This window comes from Pseudomonas sp. F9001, assembly GCF_013385435.1.
GTDB lineage: Bacteria > Pseudomonadota > Gammaproteobacteria > Pseudomonadales > Pseudomonadaceae > Aquipseudomonas.
On record NZ_JACAPX010000019.1, the window covers coordinates 49,909 to 73,410 of the forward strand.

The 23,502-nt window shown below is 59.4% G+C and carries 19 protein-coding genes; 16 read left to right on the forward strand and 3 right to left on the reverse strand.

From position 1 onward, the window contains the following. Positions 1-10 precede the first annotated feature (10 nt). The 3 genes from dapC to map all read right to left on the reverse strand — a co-directional run bounded on the left by dapC (position 11) and on the right by map (position 4,803). Positions 11-1,210 (reverse strand): succinyldiaminopimelate transaminase, encoded by a 1,200-nt coding sequence (dapC, locus tag HX818_RS19625; protein ID WP_008432243.1) that lies wholly within the window; start codon positions 1,208-1,210, stop codon positions 11-13. A gap of 46 nt (positions 1,211-1,256) precedes the next feature. After that, positions 1,257-3,959 carry a [protein-PII] uridylyltransferase gene (locus HX818_RS19630; RefSeq protein ID WP_003219334.1) on the reverse strand — a complete coding sequence of 901 codons (2,703 nt, stop codon included), beginning with the start codon at positions 3,957-3,959 and terminating at the stop codon, positions 1,257-1,259. A 61-nt stretch (positions 3,960-4,020) separates the two neighbouring features. Further along, positions 4,021-4,803 carry a type I methionyl aminopeptidase gene (gene map, locus HX818_RS19635; RefSeq protein ID WP_003219332.1) on the reverse strand — a complete coding sequence of 261 codons (783 nt, stop codon included), beginning with the start codon at positions 4,801-4,803 and terminating at the stop codon, positions 4,021-4,023. 385 nt (positions 4,804-5,188) lie between these two features. On the opposite strand from map, the gene rpsB reads away from it, so the two are divergent. The 16 genes from rpsB to dnaE all read left to right on the forward strand — a co-directional run bounded on the left by rpsB (position 5,189) and on the right by dnaE (position 23,425). Beyond that, a complete protein-coding gene (gene rpsB / locus HX818_RS19640) occupies positions 5,189-5,926 on the forward strand; it encodes a 30S ribosomal protein S2 (RefSeq protein ID WP_003219330.1) in 738 nt (245 codons plus the stop codon). A 192-nt stretch (positions 5,927-6,118) separates the two neighbouring features. After that, a complete protein-coding gene (tsf, locus tag HX818_RS19645) occupies positions 6,119-6,982 on the forward strand; it encodes a translation elongation factor Ts (protein WP_008432237.1) in 864 nt (287 codons plus the stop codon). 211 nt (positions 6,983-7,193) lie between these two features. After that, positions 7,194-7,937 carry a UMP kinase gene (gene pyrH / locus HX818_RS19650; protein WP_003219327.1) on the forward strand — a complete coding sequence of 248 codons (744 nt, stop codon included), beginning with the start codon at positions 7,194-7,196 and terminating at the stop codon, positions 7,935-7,937. Beyond that, complete coding sequence (gene frr, locus HX818_RS19655; protein WP_003219325.1) at positions 7,934-8,491, forward strand: ribosome recycling factor; 558 nt, start codon at positions 7,934-7,936, stop codon at positions 8,489-8,491. Before pyrH ends, frr begins: the two co-directional genes overlap by 4 nt. Before the next feature lie 17 nt (positions 8,492-8,508). Then, positions 8,509-9,264, forward strand: a complete 756-nt coding sequence (uppS, locus tag HX818_RS19660; protein WP_003219323.1) for a polyprenyl diphosphate synthase — start codon at positions 8,509-8,511, stop codon at positions 9,262-9,264. Continuing rightward, positions 9,264-10,070, forward strand: a complete 807-nt coding sequence (locus tag HX818_RS19665) for a phosphatidate cytidylyltransferase (RefSeq protein WP_177020595.1) — start codon at positions 9,264-9,266, stop codon at positions 10,068-10,070. The genes uppS and HX818_RS19665 overlap by 1 nt, the downstream gene beginning before the upstream one ends. After that, positions 10,067-11,257, forward strand: coding sequence for a 1-deoxy-D-xylulose-5-phosphate reductoisomerase (ispC, locus tag HX818_RS19670; protein ID WP_177020596.1), 1,191 nt, complete (start codon positions 10,067-10,069; stop codon positions 11,255-11,257). The genes HX818_RS19665 and ispC overlap by 4 nt, the downstream gene beginning before the upstream one ends. Positions 11,258-11,310: 53 nt before the next feature. Further along, the gene (gene rseP, locus HX818_RS19675) at positions 11,311-12,663 is read left to right on the forward strand and encodes a sigma E protease regulator RseP (RefSeq protein WP_177020597.1); all 1,353 of its coding nucleotides are present in this window, start codon (positions 11,311-11,313) and stop codon (positions 12,661-12,663) included. 74 nt (positions 12,664-12,737) lie between these two features. Then, a complete protein-coding gene (gene bamA, locus HX818_RS19680) occupies positions 12,738-15,125 on the forward strand; it encodes an outer membrane protein assembly factor BamA (protein ID WP_008432225.1) in 2,388 nt (795 codons plus the stop codon). 45 nt (positions 15,126-15,170) lie between these two features. Next, the gene (locus HX818_RS19685) at positions 15,171-15,674 is read left to right on the forward strand and encodes an OmpH family outer membrane protein (RefSeq protein ID WP_003219314.1); all 504 of its coding nucleotides are present in this window, start codon (positions 15,171-15,173) and stop codon (positions 15,672-15,674) included. 3 nt (positions 15,675-15,677) lie between these two features. Next, complete coding sequence (lpxD, locus tag HX818_RS19690) at positions 15,678-16,733, forward strand: UDP-3-O-(3-hydroxymyristoyl)glucosamine N-acyltransferase (RefSeq protein WP_008432224.1); 1,056 nt, start codon at positions 15,678-15,680, stop codon at positions 16,731-16,733. Positions 16,734-16,843: 110 nt separating this feature from the next. Beyond that, positions 16,844-17,284: a 3-hydroxyacyl-ACP dehydratase FabZ gene (gene fabZ / locus HX818_RS19695; protein ID WP_003219309.1), complete on the forward strand. Its 441-nt coding sequence runs from the start codon at positions 16,844-16,846 to the stop codon at positions 17,282-17,284. Continuing rightward, positions 17,281-18,057 (forward strand): acyl-ACP--UDP-N-acetylglucosamine O-acyltransferase, encoded by a 777-nt coding sequence (lpxA, locus tag HX818_RS19700; protein ID WP_003219308.1) that lies wholly within the window; start codon positions 17,281-17,283, stop codon positions 18,055-18,057. Before fabZ ends, lpxA begins: the two co-directional genes overlap by 4 nt. Before the next feature lie 2 nt (positions 18,058-18,059). Next, entirely contained in the window at positions 18,060-19,199 is a 1,140-nt protein-coding gene (gene lpxB, locus HX818_RS19705) for a lipid-A-disaccharide synthase (RefSeq protein ID WP_218168064.1), read from the forward strand. Further along, positions 19,196-19,828, forward strand: a complete 633-nt coding sequence (gene rnhB / locus HX818_RS19710; RefSeq protein ID WP_177008895.1) for a ribonuclease HII — start codon at positions 19,196-19,198, stop codon at positions 19,826-19,828. The genes lpxB and rnhB overlap by 4 nt, the downstream gene beginning before the upstream one ends. Before the next feature lie 75 nt (positions 19,829-19,903). Continuing rightward, a complete protein-coding gene (dnaE, locus tag HX818_RS19715; RefSeq protein WP_102605547.1) occupies positions 19,904-23,425 on the forward strand; it encodes a DNA polymerase III subunit alpha in 3,522 nt (1,173 codons plus the stop codon). Positions 23,426-23,502 lie beyond the last annotated feature (77 nt).

The window sequence follows — 23,502 nt, forward strand, 5'->3', positions numbered from 1 at the left end:
TTCAGCGCAGTTATTTATTGCGGGTAATAAAGTCGCGAATCCGCGTCGCCGCTTCCACACACTCTGCCAGCGGCGCAACCAGCGCCAGGCGCACACGCCCGGCGCCCGGGTTGACCCCGTCCACTTCCCGCGACAGGTACGAGCCCGGTACCACGGTCACGTGTTCTTCCACGAACAAGTCCCGGCAGAACGCCGCATCGTCGCCCTTCACATTCGGCCACAGGTAGAAGCCGCCGTCCGGGTTTTGCACGTCCAGCACCGGCTTCAGGATCGCCAGCACCGCATCGAACTTCTCCCGGTACAGGTCACGGTTGGCCTGCACGTGGGCTTCGTCCTGCCAGGCAGCAATGCTCGCCAGTTGGGTTTGCACCGGCATCGCGCAACCGTGGTAGGTGCGGTACAGCAGGAAGCCCTTGAGGATATCGGCGTCGCCGGCCACAAAGCCCGAACGCAGGCCCGGCAGGTTGGAGCGCTTGGACAGGCTGTGGAACACCACGCAACGCTTGAAGTCCTGGCGACCCAGTTCCACGCAGGCGCTGAGCAGGCCTGGCGGCGGGGTTTGTTCGTCGAAGTACAGCTCGCTGTAGCACTCGTCGGCGGCGATCACGAAGTCGTATTCGTCAGCCAGGGCGATCAGCTTTTTCAGGGTGGCGACGGGAATCAGTGCACCGGTGGGGTTGCCTGGCGAGCACAGGAACAGGATCTGGCAGCGTTTCCAGATGTCCGGCGATACGGCGTCGAAATCCGGGTTGAAGCCGTTTTCATCCAGGCACGGCAGGTAATGCGGCTTGGCCCCGGCGAGGAACGCCGCGCCTTCGTAGATCTGGTAGAACGGGTTCGGGCTGACCACCAGCGCGTCGTCGCCACGGTTGACCACGGTCTGGGTGAAGGCGAACAGCGCTTCACGGGTGCCGTTCACCGGCAGGATGTTGCGCGCCGGGTCCAGCCAGCCCTTGGGCACGCTGAAACGGCGTTCACACCAGGCGCCAATGGCTTCGCGCAGGGCAGGAATGCCCAGGGTGGTGGGGTACACCGCCATCTGGTCCAGGTTGTTGGCCAGAGCCTCGGCGACAAACTGCGGGGATTTGTGCTTCGGCTCACCGATGGACAGGGCGATGGGGCGTTTGTCCGGGTTCGGCGTGACGCTGCCCAGCAGGACGCGCAATTTCTCGAACGGGTAGGGCTGCAGCTGGTTCAGGGCATTGTTCATCGATAAATCTCGTTCAATTCATTGGAAGCTGAAAATGGGCGGTCGGTCAGATGCTCAAGCGTGACATCTCGACGCCGGTCTCCTGATTGACGCTCAACTGCTGGACGATGGCTTCCTGCAAGCGTCGGCACAGTTCAGGGTCGGAAAGCGGCTGGTTGTCGGCATCGGTAATGAAGAACACGTCTTCCACCCGCTCGCCCAGGGTCGCAATCTTGGCGTTCTGCAACGACAGGTCGAATTCCAGGAATATCGTGCCGATCCGTGCCAGCAGGCCCGGGCGGTCCGGCGCGCTGAGTTCCAGCACCGTCACCGGGCGCTGGGCGTCGTTGTGGATAGTCACCTCGGGGGCAAACGCAAAGTGCTTGAGCTGGCGCGGCACCCGACGCTGGATGATGGTCGGGTAGTCGTCAGGATTGCGCAGCGCGTCGGTCAGGCCTTTGCGGATCTTTTTCACCCGCTCCGGGTTGTCGCCGATGGACTCGCCTTCTGTGTCTAGCACGATGTAGGTGTCGAGGGTGAACTGGCTGCTGGAGGTGATGACCCGGGCGTCGTGAATGTTCAGGTTGAGCTGGTCCATCGCCGCCACGGTCACGGCGAAGAAGTCGTGCTGGTCGGGTGCGTAGATGAAGATCTGGGTGCCACCCTCGAACTCGCGCTGGGTGGTTTCCTTGATCAGCACCAGCGGGCCGCCATCGGCTGGCTGCTGCAGGATCGCGTCGCTGTGCCAGGCCACGTCGCCGGCGGTGTGGCGCAGGAAGTAGTCGTCCCCGAGTTGCGACCAGAGTTGCTCGACGTCGTCCGGGTCATTGCCGCCACGCACCAGAATATCCAGGGCCGCGCTTTGGGTGCGGCGGATCTGTTCTTCGCGGTCCACCGGGTTCTCCAGGCCGCGACGCAGCGCGCGCTTGGTCTCGGTGTAGAGCTGGCGCAACAGGCTGGCGCGCCAGGAGTTCCACAGCGTCGGGTTGGTGGCGTTGATGTCGGACACGGTGAGCACGTACAGGTAGTCGAGGCGGGTTTCATCGCCGACGGCCTGGGCAAAATCGTGGATCACCTGTGGGTCGGACAAGTCCTTGCGCTGGGCGGTGGTGGACATCACCAGGTGGTTCTGCACCAGCCACACGATCAGGCGGCTGTCCCACAGCGGCAACTGGTGACGCTGGCAGAACGCTTCGGCGTCCACTGCGCCAATTTCCGAATGATCACCGTGCCGGCCCTTGCCGATGTCGTGGTACAGGCCGGCGAGGTAGATCAATTCCGGCTTGGGCAGGCGCGCCATGAGCTTGCTGGCCAGCGGGAATTTCTCTGACACCTGGGTGTACTGCAACTTACGCAGGTGCTTGATCAGGTTCAGGGTGTGGGCGTCCACCGTGTAGATGTGGAACAGGTCGTGCTGCATCTGCCCGACGATAAAACCGAACTCCGGCAGGTAGCGCCCCAGGATCCCGTAGCGGTTCATGCGACGCAGGTTGCGGTGGATGCCGATCTTGCACTTGAACAGCTCGATAAACAGGCTGGTATTGCGGATGTCGTGGCGGAAATCGTCGTCGATCAGGTGACGGTTTTCCCGCAGCAGGCGAATGGTGTCGGCGCGTACGCCCTTGATTTCCGGCTGCTGGGCCATCAACACGAAGATTTCCAGCATGGCGAACGGCGTGCGTTTGAACACGTTGTCGTTGCGTGCCTCGATATAGCCATCGTGGAGCTGGAAGCGCGCGTTGATCGGCTGCGGCGGTGCTTCGTCTTCCGGGGCCAGGATCACTTCTTCGAAGTGCTGGATGATCAGGTCGCTGAGCTGGGCAATGCTCATTACCACGCGGTAGTACTGCTGCATGAAGCTTTCGATGCTGGTCTTCGCGTCTTCGCCTTCAAACCCCAGCAGGGTGGCGATGGAGCGCTGGTGGTCGAACAGCAGGCGGTCTTCGGAGCGCCCGGCCAGCATGTGCAGCGCGTAGCGCACTTTCCAGAGGAATTCCTGGGAGGAGGCCAGCAGGGCGTTTTCGCTCTCCACCAGGAAGCCTTCCCCGGCCAGGGCGCGCAGGTTCAGGGTGCCGTACTGGCGACGGGCGACCCACAAAATCGTCTGGATGTCCCGCAGCCCGCCCGGGGAGCCTTTGACGTTGGGTTCCAGGTTGTATTCGGTGTCGTTGTACTTGTGGTGCCGGGCTTTCTGCTCGGCACGCTTGGCCAGGAAGAAGTCCTTGCTTGGCCACATGTGCGCGGTGCTGGTGACTTCCAGCATGCGCTGGCGCAGGCGCTCGGGGCCGGCGATGGTGCGGCTTTCCATCAGGTTGGTGATCACCGTCAGGTCGGCGCGGGCTTCCTGGGCACACTCGTCCACCGAGCGTACGCTTTGGCCGACTTCCAGGCCGATGTCCCACAACAGCGTCAGAAAACGCTCGATGGAGTCGCGAAAGATCTCGTGATCGGCGCTGTCCAGCAAGATCAGCAGGTCGATGTCGGAGTAGGGGTGCAGTTCGCCACGGCCGTAGCCGCCGACCGCCACCAGGGCGATATCGGCGTCTTCACTCCAGCTGAACTGTTCCCAGGCCTTTTGCAGGATGTTGTCGACGAACCAGGCGCGGTCCTCGATCAGCCGGCGGATATCGCGGCCGGTACGAAAGCGCCCGTCGAGCACCTCGCGGGCCTGACGAATGGCCTTCTTGAAGGCTGCGATGGGGCTGGCCTTCAGTGCCAGTTCCGCCTGGAACTGGCCACGGTCGAAGAGTTCGGGATCCACCTGGGGCATCGATCGGTTTTCCTTTCTATCTATGGGTCACAGCGTCGCTATTAGAAAACCGGTGCAAACATTACGCCGAAACGCGGGGAATCGTGTCGTCGGCACGCAGAGTGAAGATCTCGTAGCCGGTGTCGGTCACCAGCAGGGTGTGTTCCCACTGCGCCGAGAGCTTGCGGTCCTTGGTGATGGCGGTCCAGCCGTCGCCCAGCACCTTGGTGTCGGCCTTGCCCTGGTTGATCATCGGCTCGATGGTGAAGGTCATGCCTGCCTTGAGCTCCATGCCGGTGCCGGCGCGGCCGTAGTGCAGGATCTGTGGCTCTTCGTGGAACACCTTGCCGATGCCGTGGCCGCAGAACTCGCGCACCACCGAGAAGCCGTTCTTTTCAGCGTGCTTCTGGATGATTTCACCGATGTCGCCCAGGCGGCAGCCAGGCTTGACGATCTCGATGGCCTTGTACATGCATTCCTGGGTGACTTGCGACAGGCGCTCGGCCCAGACCGGCACGGTGCCGACGTGGAACATGCGGCTGGTGTCGCCGTGGTAGCCGTCCTTGATGACGGTGACGTCGATGTTCAGGGTGTCGCCGTCCTTCAGCGGCTTGTCGCCGGGAATTCCGTGGCACACCACGTGGTTGATCGAGGTGCAGATCGACTTGGGGAAACCCTTGTAGTTCAGCGGCGCAGGGATGGCCTTTTGCACGTCGACGATATAGTCGTGGCAAATGCGGTCCAGCGCTTCGGTGGTGACGCCGGGCTTGACGTGTTCGGCAATCATTTCCAGGACGTCGGCAGCCAGTTTGCCGGCAACACGCATGCCAGCGATATCTTCGGCGGTTTTGAGGGTGACGGTCATACAGGCTCTCTCTAGCGCGACGCGCTGAAATCAATACGGTTTACGGGTGTGCGACAAAAGGTTGCAGAATTCGCACAAGCCCAAAAAACGCGATTCTAGCAGACGCAAGGGTGAAACCATGAGCGTCTGGCGATCGCTTCTGTCTATAAGGATGGGGTCATTCTGGCTCTATTCAAAGGCTTAGGCAAAAGCGACTGACGGCAAATGTGATTGCGGGTTTCGTTTTTGCAAGCTCTGTGGTATAAAATGCGCCGCTTTCCGGGGATACCCCGCAAAGCTTAAATCCACACACGTGTCGACACGATGACCTGGGTGCCGGAGGCGAATGCCGCTGGTTGGTCATTGGGATACGTGGAGGCCAAACCCGACTTATTAAGGAACTATCATGTCCCAAGTCAACATGCGCGATATGCTGAAGGCCGGTGTGCACTTCGGTCACCAGACCCGTTACTGGAACCCGAAAATGGGTAAATACATTTTCGGCGCGCGTAACAAGATCCACATCATCAACCTTGAAAAAACCCTGCCAATGTTCAACGAAGCTCTGACTTTCGTAGAGCGCCTGGCCCAGGGCAAAAACAAGATTCTGTTCGTCGGCACCAAGCGTTCCGCTGGCAAGATCGTTGCTGAAGAAGCAGCACGTTGCGGTTCGCCGTACGTCGATCACCGCTGGTTGGGCGGCATGCTGACCAACTTCAAAACCATCCGTGCTTCCATCAAGCGTCTGCGTGACCTTGAAGTGCAAGCCGAAGACGGTACTTTCGCCAAGCTGACCAAGAAAGAGGCGCTGATGCGCACTCGCGACCTGGAAAAGCTCGATCGTTCCCTGGGTGGTATCAAGGACATGGGCGGTCTGCCTGACGCACTGTTCGTTATCGACGTTGATCACGAGCGCATCGCGATCACCGAAGCCAACAAGCTGGGCATCCCGGTTATCGGCGTAGTCGATACCAACAGCAGCCCGGAAGGCGTTGACTACATCATCCCAGGCAACGATGACGCAATCCGCGCTATCCAGCTGTACATGGGTTCGATGGCTGACGCTGTAATCCGTGGTCGCAACCACGTTGCTGGCGGTACCGAGCAGTTCGTTGAAGAAGCTCCGGTAGCTGCAGCTGAGTAACTGACGCCTTGGCGTTGACTCAGTAAGCAAAAAGGGGGCTTGGCCCCCTTTTTGCCACCTCGAAAACCATTTGTCGGCAGCGCAGCTACAACATTTGTAACGTGCAGCGGCCTACAAGGGTGGTTCGGGAAGAATTGATCGCCCGTTCAATCGGGTGGAATGGTTGAAAACCTATCCAAGAGGATTTTGAAAATGGCAGAGATTACTGCAGCGTTGGTTAAAGAACTGCGTGAGCGTACCGGCGAAGGCATGATGGATTGCAAAAAGGCCTTGACCAAGGCCGGCGGCGACATCGAAAAAGCCATTGATGACATGCGTGCTTCGGGCGCCATCAAGGCTGCCAAGAAAGCAGGCAACGTCGCTGCTGAAGGCGCCATCGCAATCAAGGAAGACGGCAAATCGGCCGTTATCCTGGAAGTTAACTCGCAGACCGACTTCCTGGCCCTGCAAGACGACTTCAAGAACTTCGTCGCTGCCAGCGTTGAAAAAGCATTCGCTGACAAGCTGACCGACGCCGCTCCGCTGATCGAAGCTCAAGAAGCTGATCGTCTGGTTCTGGTGGGTAAAGTGGGCGAGAACGTTAACATTCGTCGCCTGACCCGCGTTGAAGGTGACGTTGTGGGTGCTTACCTGCACGGCAACAAGATCGGTGTTGTGGTTGCCCTGAAAGGCGGCAACGTTGAACTGGCCAAAGACATCGCTATGCACGTAGCGGCCAGCAACCCTGAATTCCTGCTGCCATCGGAAGTTTCTGCTGAAGCCATCGAACGCGAGAAAGCCGTGTTCCTGCAGCTGAACGAAGAGAAAATCAAAGGCAAGCCTGAAAACATCGTTGAAAACATGGTCAAGGGCCGTATCAGCAAGTTCCTGGCTGAGGCTTCCCTGGTTGAGCAGGCGTTCGTCAAGAACCCTGAAATCAAGGTTGGCGAACTGGCCAAGAAAGCCGGTGCTGAAATCGTTTCCTTCACCTACTACAAAGTAGGCGACGGCATCGAGAAGCCGGTCGACAACTTCGCTGAAGAAGTTGCTGCCCAGCTGGCTGCCACCAAGAAGTAAGACAGTTTTTAACTGTCGCCCAAAAGAGGCTGCCCGCTTACGCGCGCAGCCTCTTTTCAAATGGGGTGATCGATTTTTATTGGTTTCCCTTTGGAACTGGCTTACAAAGCCGTGTTCCGATGGCGCTGTGACAGCGTCAAGCTAGAGTGAACGCAGGCCGTAAACGGCTTGCCAAGAATTTTCAAAAAATACGCCGCAGGAGAGATTCGCAATGGCTCAGCAGGGCAGTGGTCATCAGGCTCGCTATAAACGCATTCTACTCAAGCTTAGCGGCGAGGCCCTGATGGGCTCGGAAGAGTTTGGGATCGATCCCAAAGTACTCGATCGCATGGCGCTGGAAGTCGGCCAGTTGGTCGGTATCGGTGTCCAGGTCGGTCTGGTGATTGGCGGCGGCAACCTGTTCCGTGGCGCGGCACTCAGCGCTGCCGGCATGGATCGGGTGACAGGCGACCACATGGGCATGCTGGCCACTGTGATGAACGCCCTGGCCATGCGTGATGCGCTGGAGCGCGCCAATATCACCGCGATCGTGATGTCGGCTATTTCCATGGTTGGCGTAACGGATCACTATGATCGTCGCAAGGCCATGCGTCACCTGGATGCCAAGGAAGTCGTGATTTTTGCGGCCGGTACCGGCAACCCATTCTTTACCACCGATTCGGCAGCTTGCCTGCGTGGTATCGAGATCAACGCGGACGTGGTGCTCAAGGCCACCAAGGTTGACGGTGTCTACACTGCAGACCCATTCAAAGACCCGCATGCCGAGAAGTTCGATCATCTGACTTATGATGAAGTACTGGATCGCAAGCTGGGCGTGATGGACCTGACGGCAATTTGCTTGTGCCGCGACCACAAGATGCCGCTGCGCGTATTTAACATGAACAAGCCCGGCGCCCTGCTGAACATCGTACACGGCGGCGCGGAAGGGACTCTGATCGAGGAAATCGAACAATGATCAACGAAATCAAAAAAGACGCTCAAGAGCGCATGCAAAAATCCCTGGAATCCCTGAACCATGCGTTTGGCCAGATTCGTACCGGCAAGGCCCACCCAAGCATCCTGGGCAGCGTGATGGTGCCTTACTACGGCGCTGATACCTCGATCACCCAAGTGGCCAACATCACTGTAAAAGATTCGCGCACCCTGCAAGTCGTTGCTTTCGAGCGCAACATGCTCGGCGCCGTCGACAAGGCCATCCAGAGCGCCGGTTTGAACCTCAATCCGACCAACCTGGGCGAATTGCTGCTGATCTCCATGCCTGCCCTGACCGAAGAAACCCGCAAGGGCTTCACCAAGCAGGCGCGCAGTGCAGCGGAAGACGCACGTGTTGCCGTGCGCAACATCCGTCGTGATGCCTTGGGTGACCTGAAGAAGCTGGTCAAGGACAAGGAAATCAGCGAAGACGAAGAGCGCCGTGCCGTTGCTGATATCGACAAGCTGACTAAAGATGCCGAGGCCCAGATCACCAAGGCCACGGAAGATAAAGAAAAGGACCTGATGGCCGTATAAGGGGTCAGGACGCCTTCATGGAAAAGACCAAGCAGACTGTGCCCTCCGTGGTGCCGCGCCATGTCGCGATCATCATGGACGGGAATAATCGCTGGGCGAAGAAGCGCTTTATGCCGGGCGTTGCCGGGCATAAGGCGGGTGTCGACGCTGTACGAGCCGTGATTGAGGTGTGCGCCGAGGCCAAGGTCGAAGTATTGACCCTGTTCGCGTTCTCCAGTGAAAACTGGCAGCGCCCGGCCGAGGAGGTCAGTGCCTTGATGGACCTGTTCTTCAAGGCCCTGCGCCGCGAGGCCAAGCGCCTGAACGAGAACAACATCAGCCTGCGTATCATCGGTGACCGTTCGCGGTTTCATCCGGAGCTGCAGGCGGCCATGCGCGAAGCCGAGGCGATCACTGCCGGCAGCAACCGTTTTGTGCTGCAGATCGCAGCCAACTACGGCGGCCAGTGGGATATTGCCCAGGCCGCGCAGCGTCTGGCGCGGGAAGTGCAGGCCGGCCATCTGCGCCCGGAAGACATCACCCCCGAACTCTTGCAAACCTGCCTGGTGACCGGCGACCTGCCGTTGCCGGACCTGTGCATTCGTACCGGTGGCGACCATCGCATCAGCAACTTCCTGTTGTGGCAGTTGGCCTATACCGAACTGTACTTCTCCGACCTGTTCTGGCCGGACTTCAAACACGATGCCATGCGCAATGCGCTGGCCGATTTCGCTTCCCGTCAGCGTCGCTTCGGTAAAACGAGCGAGCAGATCGAAGCTGGAGCCCGGGTTTAATGCTTAAACAACGAATCATCACGGCGCTGATCCTGCTGCCTATTGCCCTGTGCGGGTTTTTCCTGCTTGAAGGTGCGAACTTCGCGCTGTTCATCGGCCTGGTTGTGACCCTGGGTGCCTGGGAATGGGCGCGCCTGGCGGGTTTCGCCGCGCAGTTGCCTCGTGTGGTGTATGCCGCTGTCATGGCGTTGTTGATGTTCCTGATGTACATCCTGCCGGACGTGGCGCCCTGGGTGCTGGGTGCGGCGGTGTTGTGGTGGGCGTTGGCGACCTATCTGGTGCTGACCTATCCGGGCACCAGCAGTCACTGGTCCAGTGTTGCCTGCAAGCTGGTGATTGGCCTTTTGATTCTGTTGCCTGCCTGGCAGGGCCTGGTCTACATCAAGCACATGCAACTGGGTAACTGGCTGATCATGGCGGTGATGGTCCTGGTGTGGGGTGCCGATATCGGCGCCTATTTCTCCGGGCGTGCCTTCGGCAAGCGCAAGCTGGCGCCGGCGGTCAGTCCGGGCAAAAGCTGGGAAGGCGTATATGGCGGCCTGGCGTTGACCCTGGTGATTACCGTGGTGGTCGGTGTGGTGCGTGGCTGGACCGTCAAGGAAATGCTACTGGGCCTGGTGGGCGCAGCCGTGGTGGTGTTCATCTCGGTGGTCGGTGACCTGACCGAAAGCATGTTCAAGCGCCAGGCCGGGATCAAGGACAGCAGTAACCTGCTGCCGGGTCACGGTGGCGTGCTGGACCGTATCGACAGCCTGACTGCCGCGATCCCGATCTTTGCCGTACTGCTGTGGATGGCTGCCTCGTGAGCCGCCTGCAACAGGTAACCGTGCTGGGCGCTACCGGCTCGGTGGGGCTAAGCACCCTGGATGTGATTGCCCGTCATCCCGAGCGTTATCAAGTATTCGCCTTGACCGGTTTCAGTCGCCTGAGTGAACTGCTGGCACTGTGTGTGCGGCACGCGCCGCAATACGCAGTAGTGCCCGAAGCGGCAGTTGCACGTGGTTTGCAGGATGACTTGCGCGCTGCGGGCCTGGCGACTCAGGTATTGGTGGGGGAGGAGGGGTTGTGCCAGGTTTCGGCAGACCCTGAGGTCGACACCGTGGTTGCGGCGATTGTCGGCGCTGCCGGCTTGCGCCCGACCCTGGCGGCCGTTGATGCGGGCAAGAAGATTCTGCTGGCCAACAAAGAAGCCCTGGTGATGTCCGGGGCACTCTTCATGCAGGCGGTGCGCAAGAGCGGCGCCGTGCTGTTGCCGCTCGACAGCGAGCACAACGCGATTTTCCAATGCATGCCGGGTGATTTCGCCCGCGGGTTGAGCCAGGTCGGCGTGCGCCGGATTCTGCTGACAGCCTCCGGTGGCCCGTTCCGGCAGACGCCGCTGGCCGATCTGGAACATGTTTCTCCCGATCAGGCGTGCGCTCACCCGAACTGGTCCATGGGGCGCAAGATCTCGGTGGATTCAGCGAGCATGATGAACAAGGGCCTGGAGCTGATTGAGGCCTGCTGGTTGTTCGATGCCCGGCCGGACCAGGTCGAGGTGGTGATCCACCCGCAAAGTGTGATTCATTCCCTGGTGGACTATGTGGATGGCTCGGTATTGGCCCAACTGGGCAATCCGGACATGCGTACGCCGATCGCCAATGCCCTGGCATGGCCTGAGCGGATTGACTCGGGTGTTGCGCCGTTGGATCTGTTTGCCATTGCCCGTCTGGACTTCGAAGCGCCCGACGAGCAACGCTTCCCTTGCCTGCGTCTTGCGCGGCAAGCTGCGGAGGCGGGTAACAGTGCCCCGGCGATGCTGAATGCGGCCAATGAAGTGGCTGTGGCGGCGTTTCTGGACCGGCGCATCCGCTTTCCGCAGATCGCGGGTATCATCGAGGACGTTTTGAACCTTGAGCCCGTCGTCCCGGTGAATGATCTGGGCGCGGTGTTCGAAGCGGATGCAAAGGCCCGGGCCTTGACCGAGCAGTGGTTGAGCCGCAATACGCGTTAGCCTCTGGGTGTGTTCAAGCCTTCAGGCACTGGATTGAAATGCGGAGAAATTAGATGAGTGCGCTCTACATGATTGTCGGCACCCTGGTTGCTCTGGGTGTGCTGGTTACCTTCCACGAGTTCGGCCATTTCTGGGTCGCGCGTCGTTGCGGCGTCAAGGTACTGCGCTTTTCCGTAGGCTTCGGCATGCCGTTGCTGCGCTGGCACGACCGTCGTGGCACCGAGTTCGTAATTGCGGCCATTCCATTGGGCGGCTACGTCAAGATGCTCGACGAGCGCGAAGGCGAAGTGCCGGCTGATCAGTTGGATCAATCCTTCAACCGCAAGACCGTTCGTCAGCGCATCGCCATCGTCGCGGCAGGCCCGATCGCGAATTTCCTGTTGGCGATGGTGTTCTTCTGGGTCCTGGCCATGTTGGGTAGCCAGCAGGTGCGTCCGGTGATCGGTGCCGTCGAGGCCGACAGCATGGCGGCGAAGGCCGGCCTGACTGCCGGGCAAGAAATTGTTGCAGTTGATGGCGAGCCAACCACCGGCTGGGGTGCCGTCAATTTGCAGTTGGTGCGTCGCCTGGGTGAAAGCGGCATCGTGAAACTGGTGGTGCGCGATCAGGATTCCACCACCGAAACCTCGCGCGAGCTGGTCCTGGACCACTGGCTGAAAGGCTCCGATGAGCCTGACCCGATCAAATCCCTGGGCATTCGCCCATGGCGTCCGGCCTTGCCGCCGGTGCTGGCGGAGCTGGATCCGAAGGGGCCGGCCCAGGCCGCGGGTCTGAAAACCGGCGATCGCCTGCTGGCCCTCGATGGCCAGGCGCTGAGTGACTGGCAGCAGGTGGTCGACCTGGTGCGTGTACGCCCTGATACCAAAATTGTGCTGAAAGTTGAGCGCGATGGTGCTCAAATCGACGTCCCTGTGACCCTGGCGGTTCGTGGGGAAGCCAAGGCAGCCGGGGGTTACCTGGGGGCCGGCGTCAAAGGTGTCGATTGGCCACCTTCGATGGTTCGAGAGGTCAGCTTCGGGCCGTTGGCAGCGATTGGCGAGGGTGCGAGACGCACCTGGACCATGAGTGTACTGACCCTCGATTCCCTCAAGAAAATGTTGTTCGGCGAGCTCTCGGTAAAAAACTTGAGTGGACCGATAACCATTGCTAAAGTGGCGGGCGCTTCTGCCCAGTCGGGCGTTGTAGATTTCCTGAATTTCCTGGCTTATCTGAGTATTAGCCTTGGGGTTCTGAATTTGTTGCCCATTCCAGTATTGGATGGGGGGCATCTGTTGTTTTATCTGGTCGAGTGGGCGCGTGGTCGCCCCTTGTCGGATCGGGTGCAGGGTTGGGGGATACAGATCGGTATCAGTTTGGTGGTCGGGGTGATGTTATTAGCCCTGGTCAACGATCTGGGACGACTGTAACGCTTCGCTGAATTGCGAATCTGCCGCATTTTGCGGCAGTTTGTTTATTGCCAGTTGGAATAAGAAAGGACTTCATGAAACGTCTGCTGCTAACTGCGGTTCTCACCGTATTGATGATCGCCGAAGTTCACGCCGAGTCCTTCACCATCTCCGATATTCGCGTCAACGGCCTCCAGCGGGTTTCCGCGGGTAGCGTCTTTGGTGCCTTGCCGTTGAACGTCGGGGAACAGGCTGATGACCGTCGCCTGGTGGAATCCACTCGTGCGCTGTTCAAAACCGGGTTCTTTCAAGATATCCAACTGGGTCGCGAAGGTAACGTCCTCGTCATTACTGTCGTCGAGCGACCTTCTGTCGCCAGTATCGAGATCGAAGGCAACAAGGCGATCTCCACTGAAGACTTGATGAAAGGCCTCAAGCAATCCGGCCTTGCCGAAGGCGAGATCTTCCAGCGTGCCACCCTCGAAGGCGTGCGTAACGAACTGCAACGCCAGTACGTTGCCCAGGGTCGTTACTCGGCTACCGTCGAGACCGAAGTGGTGCCGCAACCGCGTAACCGCGTCGGCCTGAAGGTCAACATCAACGAAGGCACCGTGGCGGCCATCCAGCACATCAACGTGGTGGGTAACACCAAGTTTGCTGATGACGACCTGATCGACCTGTTCGAACTCAAGACCACCAACTGGCTGTCGTTCTTCAAGAACGATGACAAGTATGCCCGTGAAAAACTCTCCGGTGACCTGGAGCGCCTGCGTTCCTACTACCTGGACCGCGGCTATATCAACATGGATATCGCTTCGACCCAGGTGTCCATCACCCCGGACAAGAAGCACGTCTATATCACTGTCAACGTCAACGAAGGCGAGAAGTACAAGGTTCGTGACGTCAAGCTCAGCGGCGACTTGAAAGTGCCTGAAGACCAGGTCAAGTCCCTGTTGCTGGTGCAGAAGGACCAGGTGTTCTCGCGCAAGCTGATGACCACCACCTCCGAGCTGATCACCCGTCGCCTGGGTAACGAAGGCTATACCTTCGCCAACGTCAACGGCGTACCGACCCCGCACGACGAAGACCACACCGTGGACATCACCTTCGTTGTAGACCCGGGCAAGCGTGCCTACGTGAACCGCATCAACTTCCGTGGCAACACCAAGTCTGCCGACGAAGTGCTGCGCCGTGAAATGCGTCAGATGGAAGGTGGCTGGGCGTCGACTTACCTGATCGACCAGTCCAAGGTTCGCCTCGAGCGCCTGGGCTTCTTTAAGGAAGTCAACGTTGAAACCCCGGCTGTACCGGGTGTGGATGACCAGGTTGACGTGAACTACGCCGTAGAAGAGCAAGCCTCCGGTTCGATTACCGCCAGTGTCGGTTTCGCCCAGAGTGCCGGCCTGATCCTCGGTGGTTCGATCACCCAGAACAACTTCCTCGGTACCGGTAACAAGGTTTCCATCGGCCTGACCCGAAGCGAATACCAGAGCCGCTATAACTTCGGTTATGTCGACCCCTACTGGACTGCTGACGGCGTGAGCCTGGGCTACAACGCCTTCTATCGCACAACCGACTACAAAGACCTCGACGTTGACGTTGCAAGCTATGCAATCGACAGCTTCGGTGTTGGTGCCAACATTGGTTACCCGATCAGTGAGACCTCGCGTCTGACCTTCGGCCTGACCGCGCAGCAGGACAAGATCAAGACCGGTGTGTACACCGTGGATGAGATCTTCAACTTCGTGCGTAAAGAAGGCGACCAGTTCCTGAACTTCAAGGCTTCGGCCGGTTGGTCGGAATCGACCCTGAACAAAGGTGTACTGGCGACCCGTGGCCATTCCCAGAGCCTGACTCTGGAAGCCACCACGCCGGGCAGCGACCTGTCGTTCTTCAAACTCGACTACCGTGGCCAGTTGTTCCAGCCATTGAGCGAAAACTACACCATGCGCCTGCACACCGAATTGGGTTATGGCGATGGTTATGGTTCGACCAGCGGCTTGCCGTTCTATGAGAACTACTATGCGGGTGGTTTCAACTCGGTACGTGGTTTCAAGGACAGCACCTTGGGTCCTCGTGGTACCCCAAGCCGTGGCGTGGGTGTGACCGGTAACCAGGGGACTGTGGCTGACTCGGACAACGACCCGCTGCCATTCGGTGGTAACGTGCTGATCCAGGGTGGTGCTGAGATTCTGTTCCCGCTGCCATTCGTTAAAGATCAACGTTCCCTGCGTACTTCGGTCTTCTGGGATGTGGGTAACGTATTCGACTCCAAGTGCGAACAGGTCACCAACCCGAATGGCTCGAAGTCCAACACGCAGTGCAACGACGTGAGCTTCAGCAACCTGGCAAGCTCTGTCGGTGTCGGTGTGACCTGGGTTACCGCGCTTGGCCCATTGAGCTTTGCTCTGGCCATGCCGGTCAAGAAACCGGATAACGCTGAAACCCAGATTTTCCAATTCTCCCTCGGCCAGACGTTCTAAGCGTCTGACCCAAGATAACGACAACGGATTCTGTAGGAGTGCATCGTGCGTAAGTTGACTCAATTGGTTCTCCTGGCGACTGTCCTGGTAGCGACCCCGGCCTTTGCCGAAATGAAAATTGCCGTTCTGAACTATCAGATGGCGCTGCTGGAATCCGATGCGGCCAAGAAATATGCCGTAGATGCCGAGAAGAAATTCGGTCCTCAACTGACCAAGCTCAAGACGCTGGAAAGCAGCGCCAAGGGCATCCAGGATCGTCTGGTAGCCGGTGGCGACAAGATGCAGCAAGGCGAGCGCGAGCGTCTGGAGCTTGAATTCAAGCAAAAGGCCCGTGACTACCAGTTCCAGTCCAAGGAACTGAACGAAGCCAAGGCTGTTGCCGACCGCGAAATGCTCAAGCAGCTGAAGCCGAAACTCGACAGCGCTGTGGAAGAAGTCATCAAGAAAGGTGCCTTTGACCTGGTATTCGAACGCGGTGCAGTCATCGACGTTAAACCTCAGTACGACATCACCCGTCAGGTGATCGAGCGCATGAATCAGCTGAAGTAAGCCATGACTGCGACTATCAAGCTCGGCCAATTGGCCGAGTTCCTGGGAGCCACCTTGCGTGGCTCCGCGGAGAAGGAAATCACTGGGCTAGCCACCTTGCAGGAGGCTGGCCCAGCTCAGTTGAGCTTCCTGGCAAACCCCCAATACCGTAAATACCTGGGCGAAAGCCGCGCCGCAGCCGTGCTGCTGAAGGCCGCTGACGCCGAAGGTTTTGCCGGGGACGCGCTGGTTGTTGCCGATCCGTACCTGGCGTATGCCCGGGTGTCGCACCTGTTCGATCCGAAACCCAAGGCCCCCGCCGGTATCCATCCGACGGCGGTGATCGCCGATGACGCTCAGGTTGACCCTGCCGCGAGCATCGGTGCTTTTGTGGTGATTGAAAGCGGTGCACGCATCGGGGCGGGTGTAACGCTGGGTGCCCAGTGTTTTATCGGCGCGCGCAGCGAGATTGGTGCCGGTGGCTGGCTGGCTCCGCGTGTGACCCTGTACCACGATGTGCGTATCGGTGAGCGTGTGGTGATTCAGTCCGGTGCCGTGATTGGCGGCGAGGGCTTCGGCTTCGCCAACTCGAAGGGTGTCTGGCACAAGATTGCCCAAGTGGGCGGCGTGTTGATTGGCGATGACGTTGAAATTGGCGTCAACACTGCCGTTGACCGCGGGGCCCTGGCCGATACCGTCATTGGTAACGGCGTGAAACTGGATAACCAGATTCAGATCGCCCACAACGTGCAGATTGGCGATCACACCGCCATGGCCGCCTGCGTGGGGATCTCCGGCAGCACCAGGATCGGCAAGCATTGCATGCTCGCCGGGGGTGTTGGCCTGGTGGGCCATATCGAAGTGTGCGACAACGTATTCATCACCGGCATGACCATGGTGACCCATTCGATTACCGAGCCTGGGTCCTATTCATCCGGTACGGCCATGCAGCCTGCGGCCGAATGGCGCAAGAGCGCGGCGCGTCTGAGGCAGCTCGACGATATCGCTCGGCGCCTGAAACATCTGGAAAAGCGTGTTGGGGACGTGACCCCTGACGGTAATGCTTCATCAGATGGCTGATACCATTTCCATATCAAGTGTGCACAGCCGCTAGACTGCCTCCTTGATTTGCTAGAGGGGCGTGCCTTAGTCCGCACGCTCCCAATCTTTATTACAGGCTTCCCCCCGAAATGATGGACATCAACGAGATTCGCGAATACCTGCCTCACCGTTACCCGTTCCTGCTGGTGGACCGGGTCACGGACCTCAATGTTGAGGAAAAGCGCATTCGTGCCTACAAGAATGTCAGCATCAACGAACCGTTCTTCAACGGTCACTTCCCTGCGCATCCCATCATGCCAGGCGTATTGATCATCGAAGCGATGGCCCAGGCTGCCGGTATCCTTGGTTTCAAAATGCTCGACCTGAAGCCTGCCGATGGCACGCTCTACTATTTCGTGGGCTCTGACAAACTGCGCTTCCGCAACCCGGTAACTCCGGGTGACCAGTTGATCCTTGAAGCCAAGTTCATCAGCTGCAAGCGCCAGATCTGGAAGTTCGAATGCCAGGCCTCGGTCGACGGCAAGCCGGTGTGCTCGGCTGAAATCATCTGTGCGGAACGCAAACTATGAGTTTGATTGACCCTCGCGCAATCATCGATCCGACGGCCGTACTGGCCGCCGACGTTGAGGTCGGCCCTTGGTCGATCGTCGGCGCAGGTGTGGAAATCGGCGAGGGGACAGTCATCGGGCCGCATGTGATCCTCAAAGGCCCGACGAGGATTGGCAAACACAATCGTATCTATCAGTTCTCATCGATAGGCGAAGACACCCCGGACATGAAGTACAAGGGTGAAGAAACACGTCTGGTAATCGGTGATCACAACATCATCCGTGAAGGCGTGACCATTCACCGCGGTACTGTCCAGGACCGTGCCGAGACCACCCTGGGTGACCACAACCTGGTGATGGCTTATGCGCATATCGGTCATGACAGCGTAATCGGCAACCATTGCATCCTGGTCAACAACACTGCGTTGGCCGGCCATGTGCACGTTGACGATTGGGCGATCCTGTCCGGCTTTACCCTGGTGCATCAGTACTGCCATATCGGCGCCCACAGCTTTTCCGGCATGGGTACCGCCATCGGCAAGGACGTTCCGGCGTTCGTCACCGTATTCGGCAACCCGGCCGAGGCCCGCAGCATGAACTTCGAAGGCATGCGCCGTCGGGGCTTCAGCGAAGACGCGATCCACGCCCTGCGCCGCGCCTACAAGGTGGTTTACCGCCAGGGGCTGACGGTCGACCAGGCCTTGATCGAACTGACGGAGCCAGCCGCATTGTTTCCGGAAGTCGCGATATTCCGTGACTCTATCCAGTCGTCGACTCGCGGCATCACCCGCTGATCATGGCCAGGCTGCGTATAGCGTTGGTGGCCGGAGAAGCTTCCGGCGATATTCTCGGTGCAGGCCTGATGCGGGCCCTCAAGCTCCAGCATCCGGCGGTTGAATTCATCGGTGTCGGCGGTCCGTTGATGCAGGCTGAAGGCCTGACGTCCTACTTCCCTATGGAACGCTTGTCGGTCATGGGGCTGGTGGAGGTGCTGGGCCGTTTGCGCGAGCTGCTGGCCCGTCGCAAAAAGCTGATCCAGACCCTGATCGAAGAAAAGCCCGACGTCTTTATCGGAATCGACGCGCCGGACTTCACCCTCAATATCGAACTCAAATTGCGTCAGGCCGGGATCAAGACCGTGCATTACGTCAGCCCGTCAGTGTGGGCGTGGCGGCAAAAGCGCGTGCTGAAGATTCGCGAAGGCTGCGACCTGATGCTGACCCTGCTGCCCTTCGAGGCCAGGTTCTACGAAGAGAAGGGCGTGCCGGTGCGGTTTGTCGGGCACACCCTGGCCGATACCATTCCTCTGCAGGCCGACCGTGCTGCCGCGCGTGCCGAACTGGGTTTGCCCGAAGGTCCGCTGGTGGCCTTGATGCCGGGCAGTCGTGGCGGCGAAGTCGGTCGTCTCGGCGCGCTGTTTTTTGATGCTGCCGAACGTCTGCAGGCGCTGAAGCCGGGTGTGCGCTTCGTATTGCCATGTGCCAGTCCTCAGCGCCGTGCACAAATTGAAGAATTGCTGGTAGGGCGCAACTTGCCGTTGACCCTGCTCGACGGCGGCTCGCACCTGGCACTGGCGGCGTGCGATGCGGTGCTGATCGCCTCCGGCACTGCGACCCTGGAGGCCTTGCTCTACAAGCGCCCGATGGTTGTGGCCTATCGCCTGGCGCCGCTGACCTACTGGATTCTCAAGCGTATGGTCAAAAGCCCCTACATCTCCCTGCCGAATTTGCTGGCCCAGCGTCTGTTGGTGCCCGAGTTGTTGCAGGACGATGCGACGCCTGAGGCGTTGGCGCAAACCATGCTTCCGTTGATCGATGGCGGCGAAGAGCAGACCCGTGGTTTCGACGAAATCCACCGCACCTTGCGCCGTGATGCGTCGAACCAGGCGGCGGACGCTGTGCTGACCTTGATCGGCCATAAACAGGAAACCCTATGAAGACGCAAATGGGCCTGGATTTCAGCCTGGTCGCCGATGCCCTTGATCTGGTTGCCGGTGTTGACGAAGTCGGTCGCGGCCCGCTGTGCGGCGCAGTCGTCACCGCCGCAGTGATTCTCGACCCGAACCGCCCGATCCTTGGCCTCAACGATTCGAAGAAACTTACCGAGGCCCGTCGTGAAAAGCTCTATGACGAGATCTGTGAGAAAGCCCTGAGCTGGCACATCGCCCGGGCTGAGGTCGAAGAAATCGACGAACTGAACATCCTGCACGCCACCATGCTGGCCATGCAGCGCGCTATTGAAGGCCTGCACATCACGCCCAAAATGGCGATGATCGACGGCAACCGCTGCCCGAAGCTGACGATGCCGGCTGAAGCGGTGGTCAAGGGTGATAGCAAAGTGCCGGCGATTGCCGCTGCATCGATCCTGGCCAAGGTCAGCCGTGACCGTGAAATGGCGGCTTTCGAATTGATCTATCCCGGCTACGGCATCGGCGGGCACAAAGGCTATCCAACGCCCGTTCATCTGGAAGCTTTGGCTCGCCTGGGCCCGACCCCGATCCACCGCCGCTCGTTTGCCCCGGTTCGCCAGGCTTTCGAGGCTCGGGAAAGCCTGATCGAGGTTTAGCAGCAAGGCTGATGTTTTTGCCAAGGCCCGGTACAATCCGGGCCTTGTTGTCTCCACGTTTTGTACAGGATCACTATGCCGGCTTCATTCGTTCACCTGCGCCTGCACACTGAATACTCCCTGGTCGACGGCCTGGTACGGATCAAACCCCTGGTCAAAACCCTGGTGGGCATGAACATGCCTGCCGTGGCGGTGACCGACCAGAACAACATGTGTTCCCTGGTCAAGTTCTACAAGGCCGCCATGGGCGCCGGCATCAAGCCGATCTGCGGTGCCGACCTGTGGCTGTCGAACAAGGACCCGGATAACCCACTGAGCCGCATCAGCCTGTTGGCGATGAACGGCGTGGGTTACCGCAACCTCACCGAACTGATTTCCCGTGGCTTTATCGATGGCCAGCGCAACGGCTCGATCATCATCGAGCGCGAGTGGGTGGCCGAAGCCAGCGAAGGGCTGATCATGCTCTCGGCGGCCAAAGAGGGTGAAATCGGTATCGCGCTGTTGGGCGGCAATCCTCATGAGGCTGAAGTGCTCGCCCGTGAGTGGATGGAGGTGTTCCCCGACCGTTTCTACCTGGAAATCCAGCGCACCAACCGCCCCAACGATGAAGAGCAGTTGCACGCCGCCGTGGCCCTGGCTGAAAAGCTTGGCGCGCCGCTGGTCGCGACCAACGATGTACGCTTTATCAAGAAGGAAGACTTCGAGGCCCACGAAACCCGCGTATGCATCGGCGAAGGCCGGGCGCTGGACGATCCGCGCCGCTCGAAGAACTACAGCGAAGAGCAGTACCTCAAAAGCGCCGATGAAATGGCCGAGCTGTTCAGTGACCTGCCCGAGGCCCTGGAAAACTCCGTCGAAATTGCCAAGCGCTGCAATATTGAAGTGAAGCTGGGCAAGCACTTCCTGCCCAACTTCCCGATTCCCGATGGCATGACCATCGACGAGTATTTCCGCAAGGTGTCCTTCGACGGCCTCGAAGAACGCCTGAGCGTCCTGTTGCCCAAGGACACCACGCAAGATTACGAGGCCAAGCGCCAGGTCTACGTCGACCGGCTGAATTTCGAGCTGGATATCATTATCCAGATGGGGTTCCCCGGTTACTTCCTGATCGTAATGGACTTTATCCAGTGGGCCAAAAGCAACGGCGTGCCGGTGGGCCCAGGCCGTGGATCGGGTGCCGGGTCGCTGGTGGCCTATGTGCAGAAGATCACCGACCTCGACCCGCTGGAATATGACCTGCTGTTCGAACGTTTCCTCAACCCGGAACGGGTATCGATGCCCGACTTCGACGTCGACTTCTGCATGGATGGTCGCGACCGGGTTATCGAATACGTGGCCGAGAAATACGGCCGTAACGCTGTAAGCCAGATCATCACCTTCGGTTCCATGGCGGCGAAAGCGGTAATCCGCGACGTGGCCCGGGTACAGGGCAAGTCCTACGGCCTGGCTGACCGCCTGTCGAAGATGATTCCGTTTGAAGTCGGCATGACCCTGGAAAAAGCCTACGAGCAGGAAGAAATCCTGCGGGACTTCATCAAGGTCGATGAAGAAGCGGCTGAAATCTGGGACATGGCGCGCAAGCTCGAAGGCGTGGTGCGTAACGTCGGTAAGCACGCCGGTGGTGTGGTTATCGCGCCGACCAAGCTGACTGACTTTTCGCCGATCTATTGCGACGAAGAAGGCGACGGCCTGGTAACCCAGTTCGACAAGGACGACGTGGAGGCGGCCGGCCTGGTGAAGTTCGACTTCCTCGGCCTGCGTACCCTGACGATCATCGACTGGGCGCTGAAGACCATCAACCGCGACCGCGCCAAGGTCAATGAGCCACCGCTGGATATCGCGTTTATCCCGCTGGATGACAAGCCGACCTACAGCCTGCTGCAAAAAGCCGAAACCACGGCCGTGTTCCAGCTTGAATCCCGCGGCATGAAAGAGCTGATCAAAAAGCTCAAGCCCGACTGCCTGGAAGACTTGATCGCACTGGTGGCCCTGTTCCGTCCGGGCCCGCTGCAATCGGGCATGGTGGATGACTTCATCAACCGTAAGCACGGGCGTGCCGAGCTGGCTTACCCGCACTCCGACTACCAGTACGAAGGTCTCAAGCCGGTACTGGCACCGACCTACGGCATCATCCTGTATCAAGAACAGGTGATGCAGATTGCCCAGGTCATGGCCGGCTATACCCTCGGCGGCGCGGACATGCTGCGTCGAGCCATGGGTAAGAAAAAGCCCGAGGAAATGGCCAAGCAGCGCGGTGGCTTCATTGAAGGTTGCGCCACCAACAACATCGATGCCGACCTGGCCGGTAACATCTTCGACCTGGTGGAAAAGTTCGCCGGTTACGGCTTCAACAAATCCCACTCTGCCGCCTATGGCCTGGTGTCTTACCAGACTGCGTGGCTGAAGGCTCACTACCCGGCGCCGTTCATGGCGGCGGTACTGTCTGCGGATATGCACAACACCGACAAGGTCGTGACCTTGATCGAGGAAGTGCGCACCATGAAGCTGCGCCTCGACGCGCCGGACGTGAACACTTCCGAGTTCAAGTTCACGGTGAACGACGAAGGCCGCATCATCTATGGCCTCGGCGCGATCAAGGGCGTGGGCGAAGGCCCGGTGGAGGCGATTACCGAAGCGCGTCAGGACGGGCCGTTCAAGGACCTGTTCGATTTCTGCGCCCGGGTCGACCTCAAGCGCATCAACAAACGTACTCTGGATGGCTTGATCCGCAGCGGCGCCCTGGATCGCCTGGGCCCGTACTTCCATGACGAGCCGAAGGCGTACCAGGCCAATATCGACCGCAACCGCGCGGTATTGCTGACCGCCATGGAAGAAGCGATCAAGGCCGCCGAGCAGACCGCACGCACCCACGACAGCGGCCACGCCGACCTGTTTGGCGGGCTGTTCGTCGAAGAAGATGCCGACGTCTACGCCAACCATCGCAAGGCCAAGGAGCTGACCCTCAAGGAACGCCTCAAGGGTGAGAAAGACACCCTGGGCCTGTACCTCACCGGTCACCCGATTGACGAATATGAAGGTGAAATCCGGCGTTTCGCCCGCCAGCGCATCATCGACCTGAAGCCGGCGCGGGATACCCAGACCGTCGCAGGCATGATCATCGCGCTGCGGGTGATGAAGAATAAAAAGGGCGACAAGATGGGTTTCATCACCCTCGACGACCGCTCGGGCCGGATCGAAGCCTCGCTGTTTGCCGATGCATTCCATTCCGCCCAGTCGCTGTTGCAGACCGACGCGATGGTGGTGGTGGAAGGGGAGGTCAGCAACGACGACTTCTCCGGCGGCCTGCGCCTGCGGATCAAGCGCGTGATGAGCATGGAGGATGCACGCACCAATCTGGCCGAAAGCCTGCGCCTGAAGGTCAGGACCGATGCGCTCAAGGGCGATCAGCTACGCTGGTTGGGTGACTTGCTTAAACGCCACCGTGGCGCCTGCCCGGTGACCATGGAGTACACCGGCAACGACGCCAAGGCGATGTTGCAGTTTGGTGAGACGTGGCGAATTGACCCCGCCGATGGCTTGATTCAAGCATTGCGTGACCAGTTCGGGCGTGACAACGTCTTCCTCCAATACCGTTGACGGTCAGGCAGTACGAAGATCGCCTGATCTCGACCGAACATTTAATCTCGACCTAACCGCGCCTCTCCCTTAAGGTA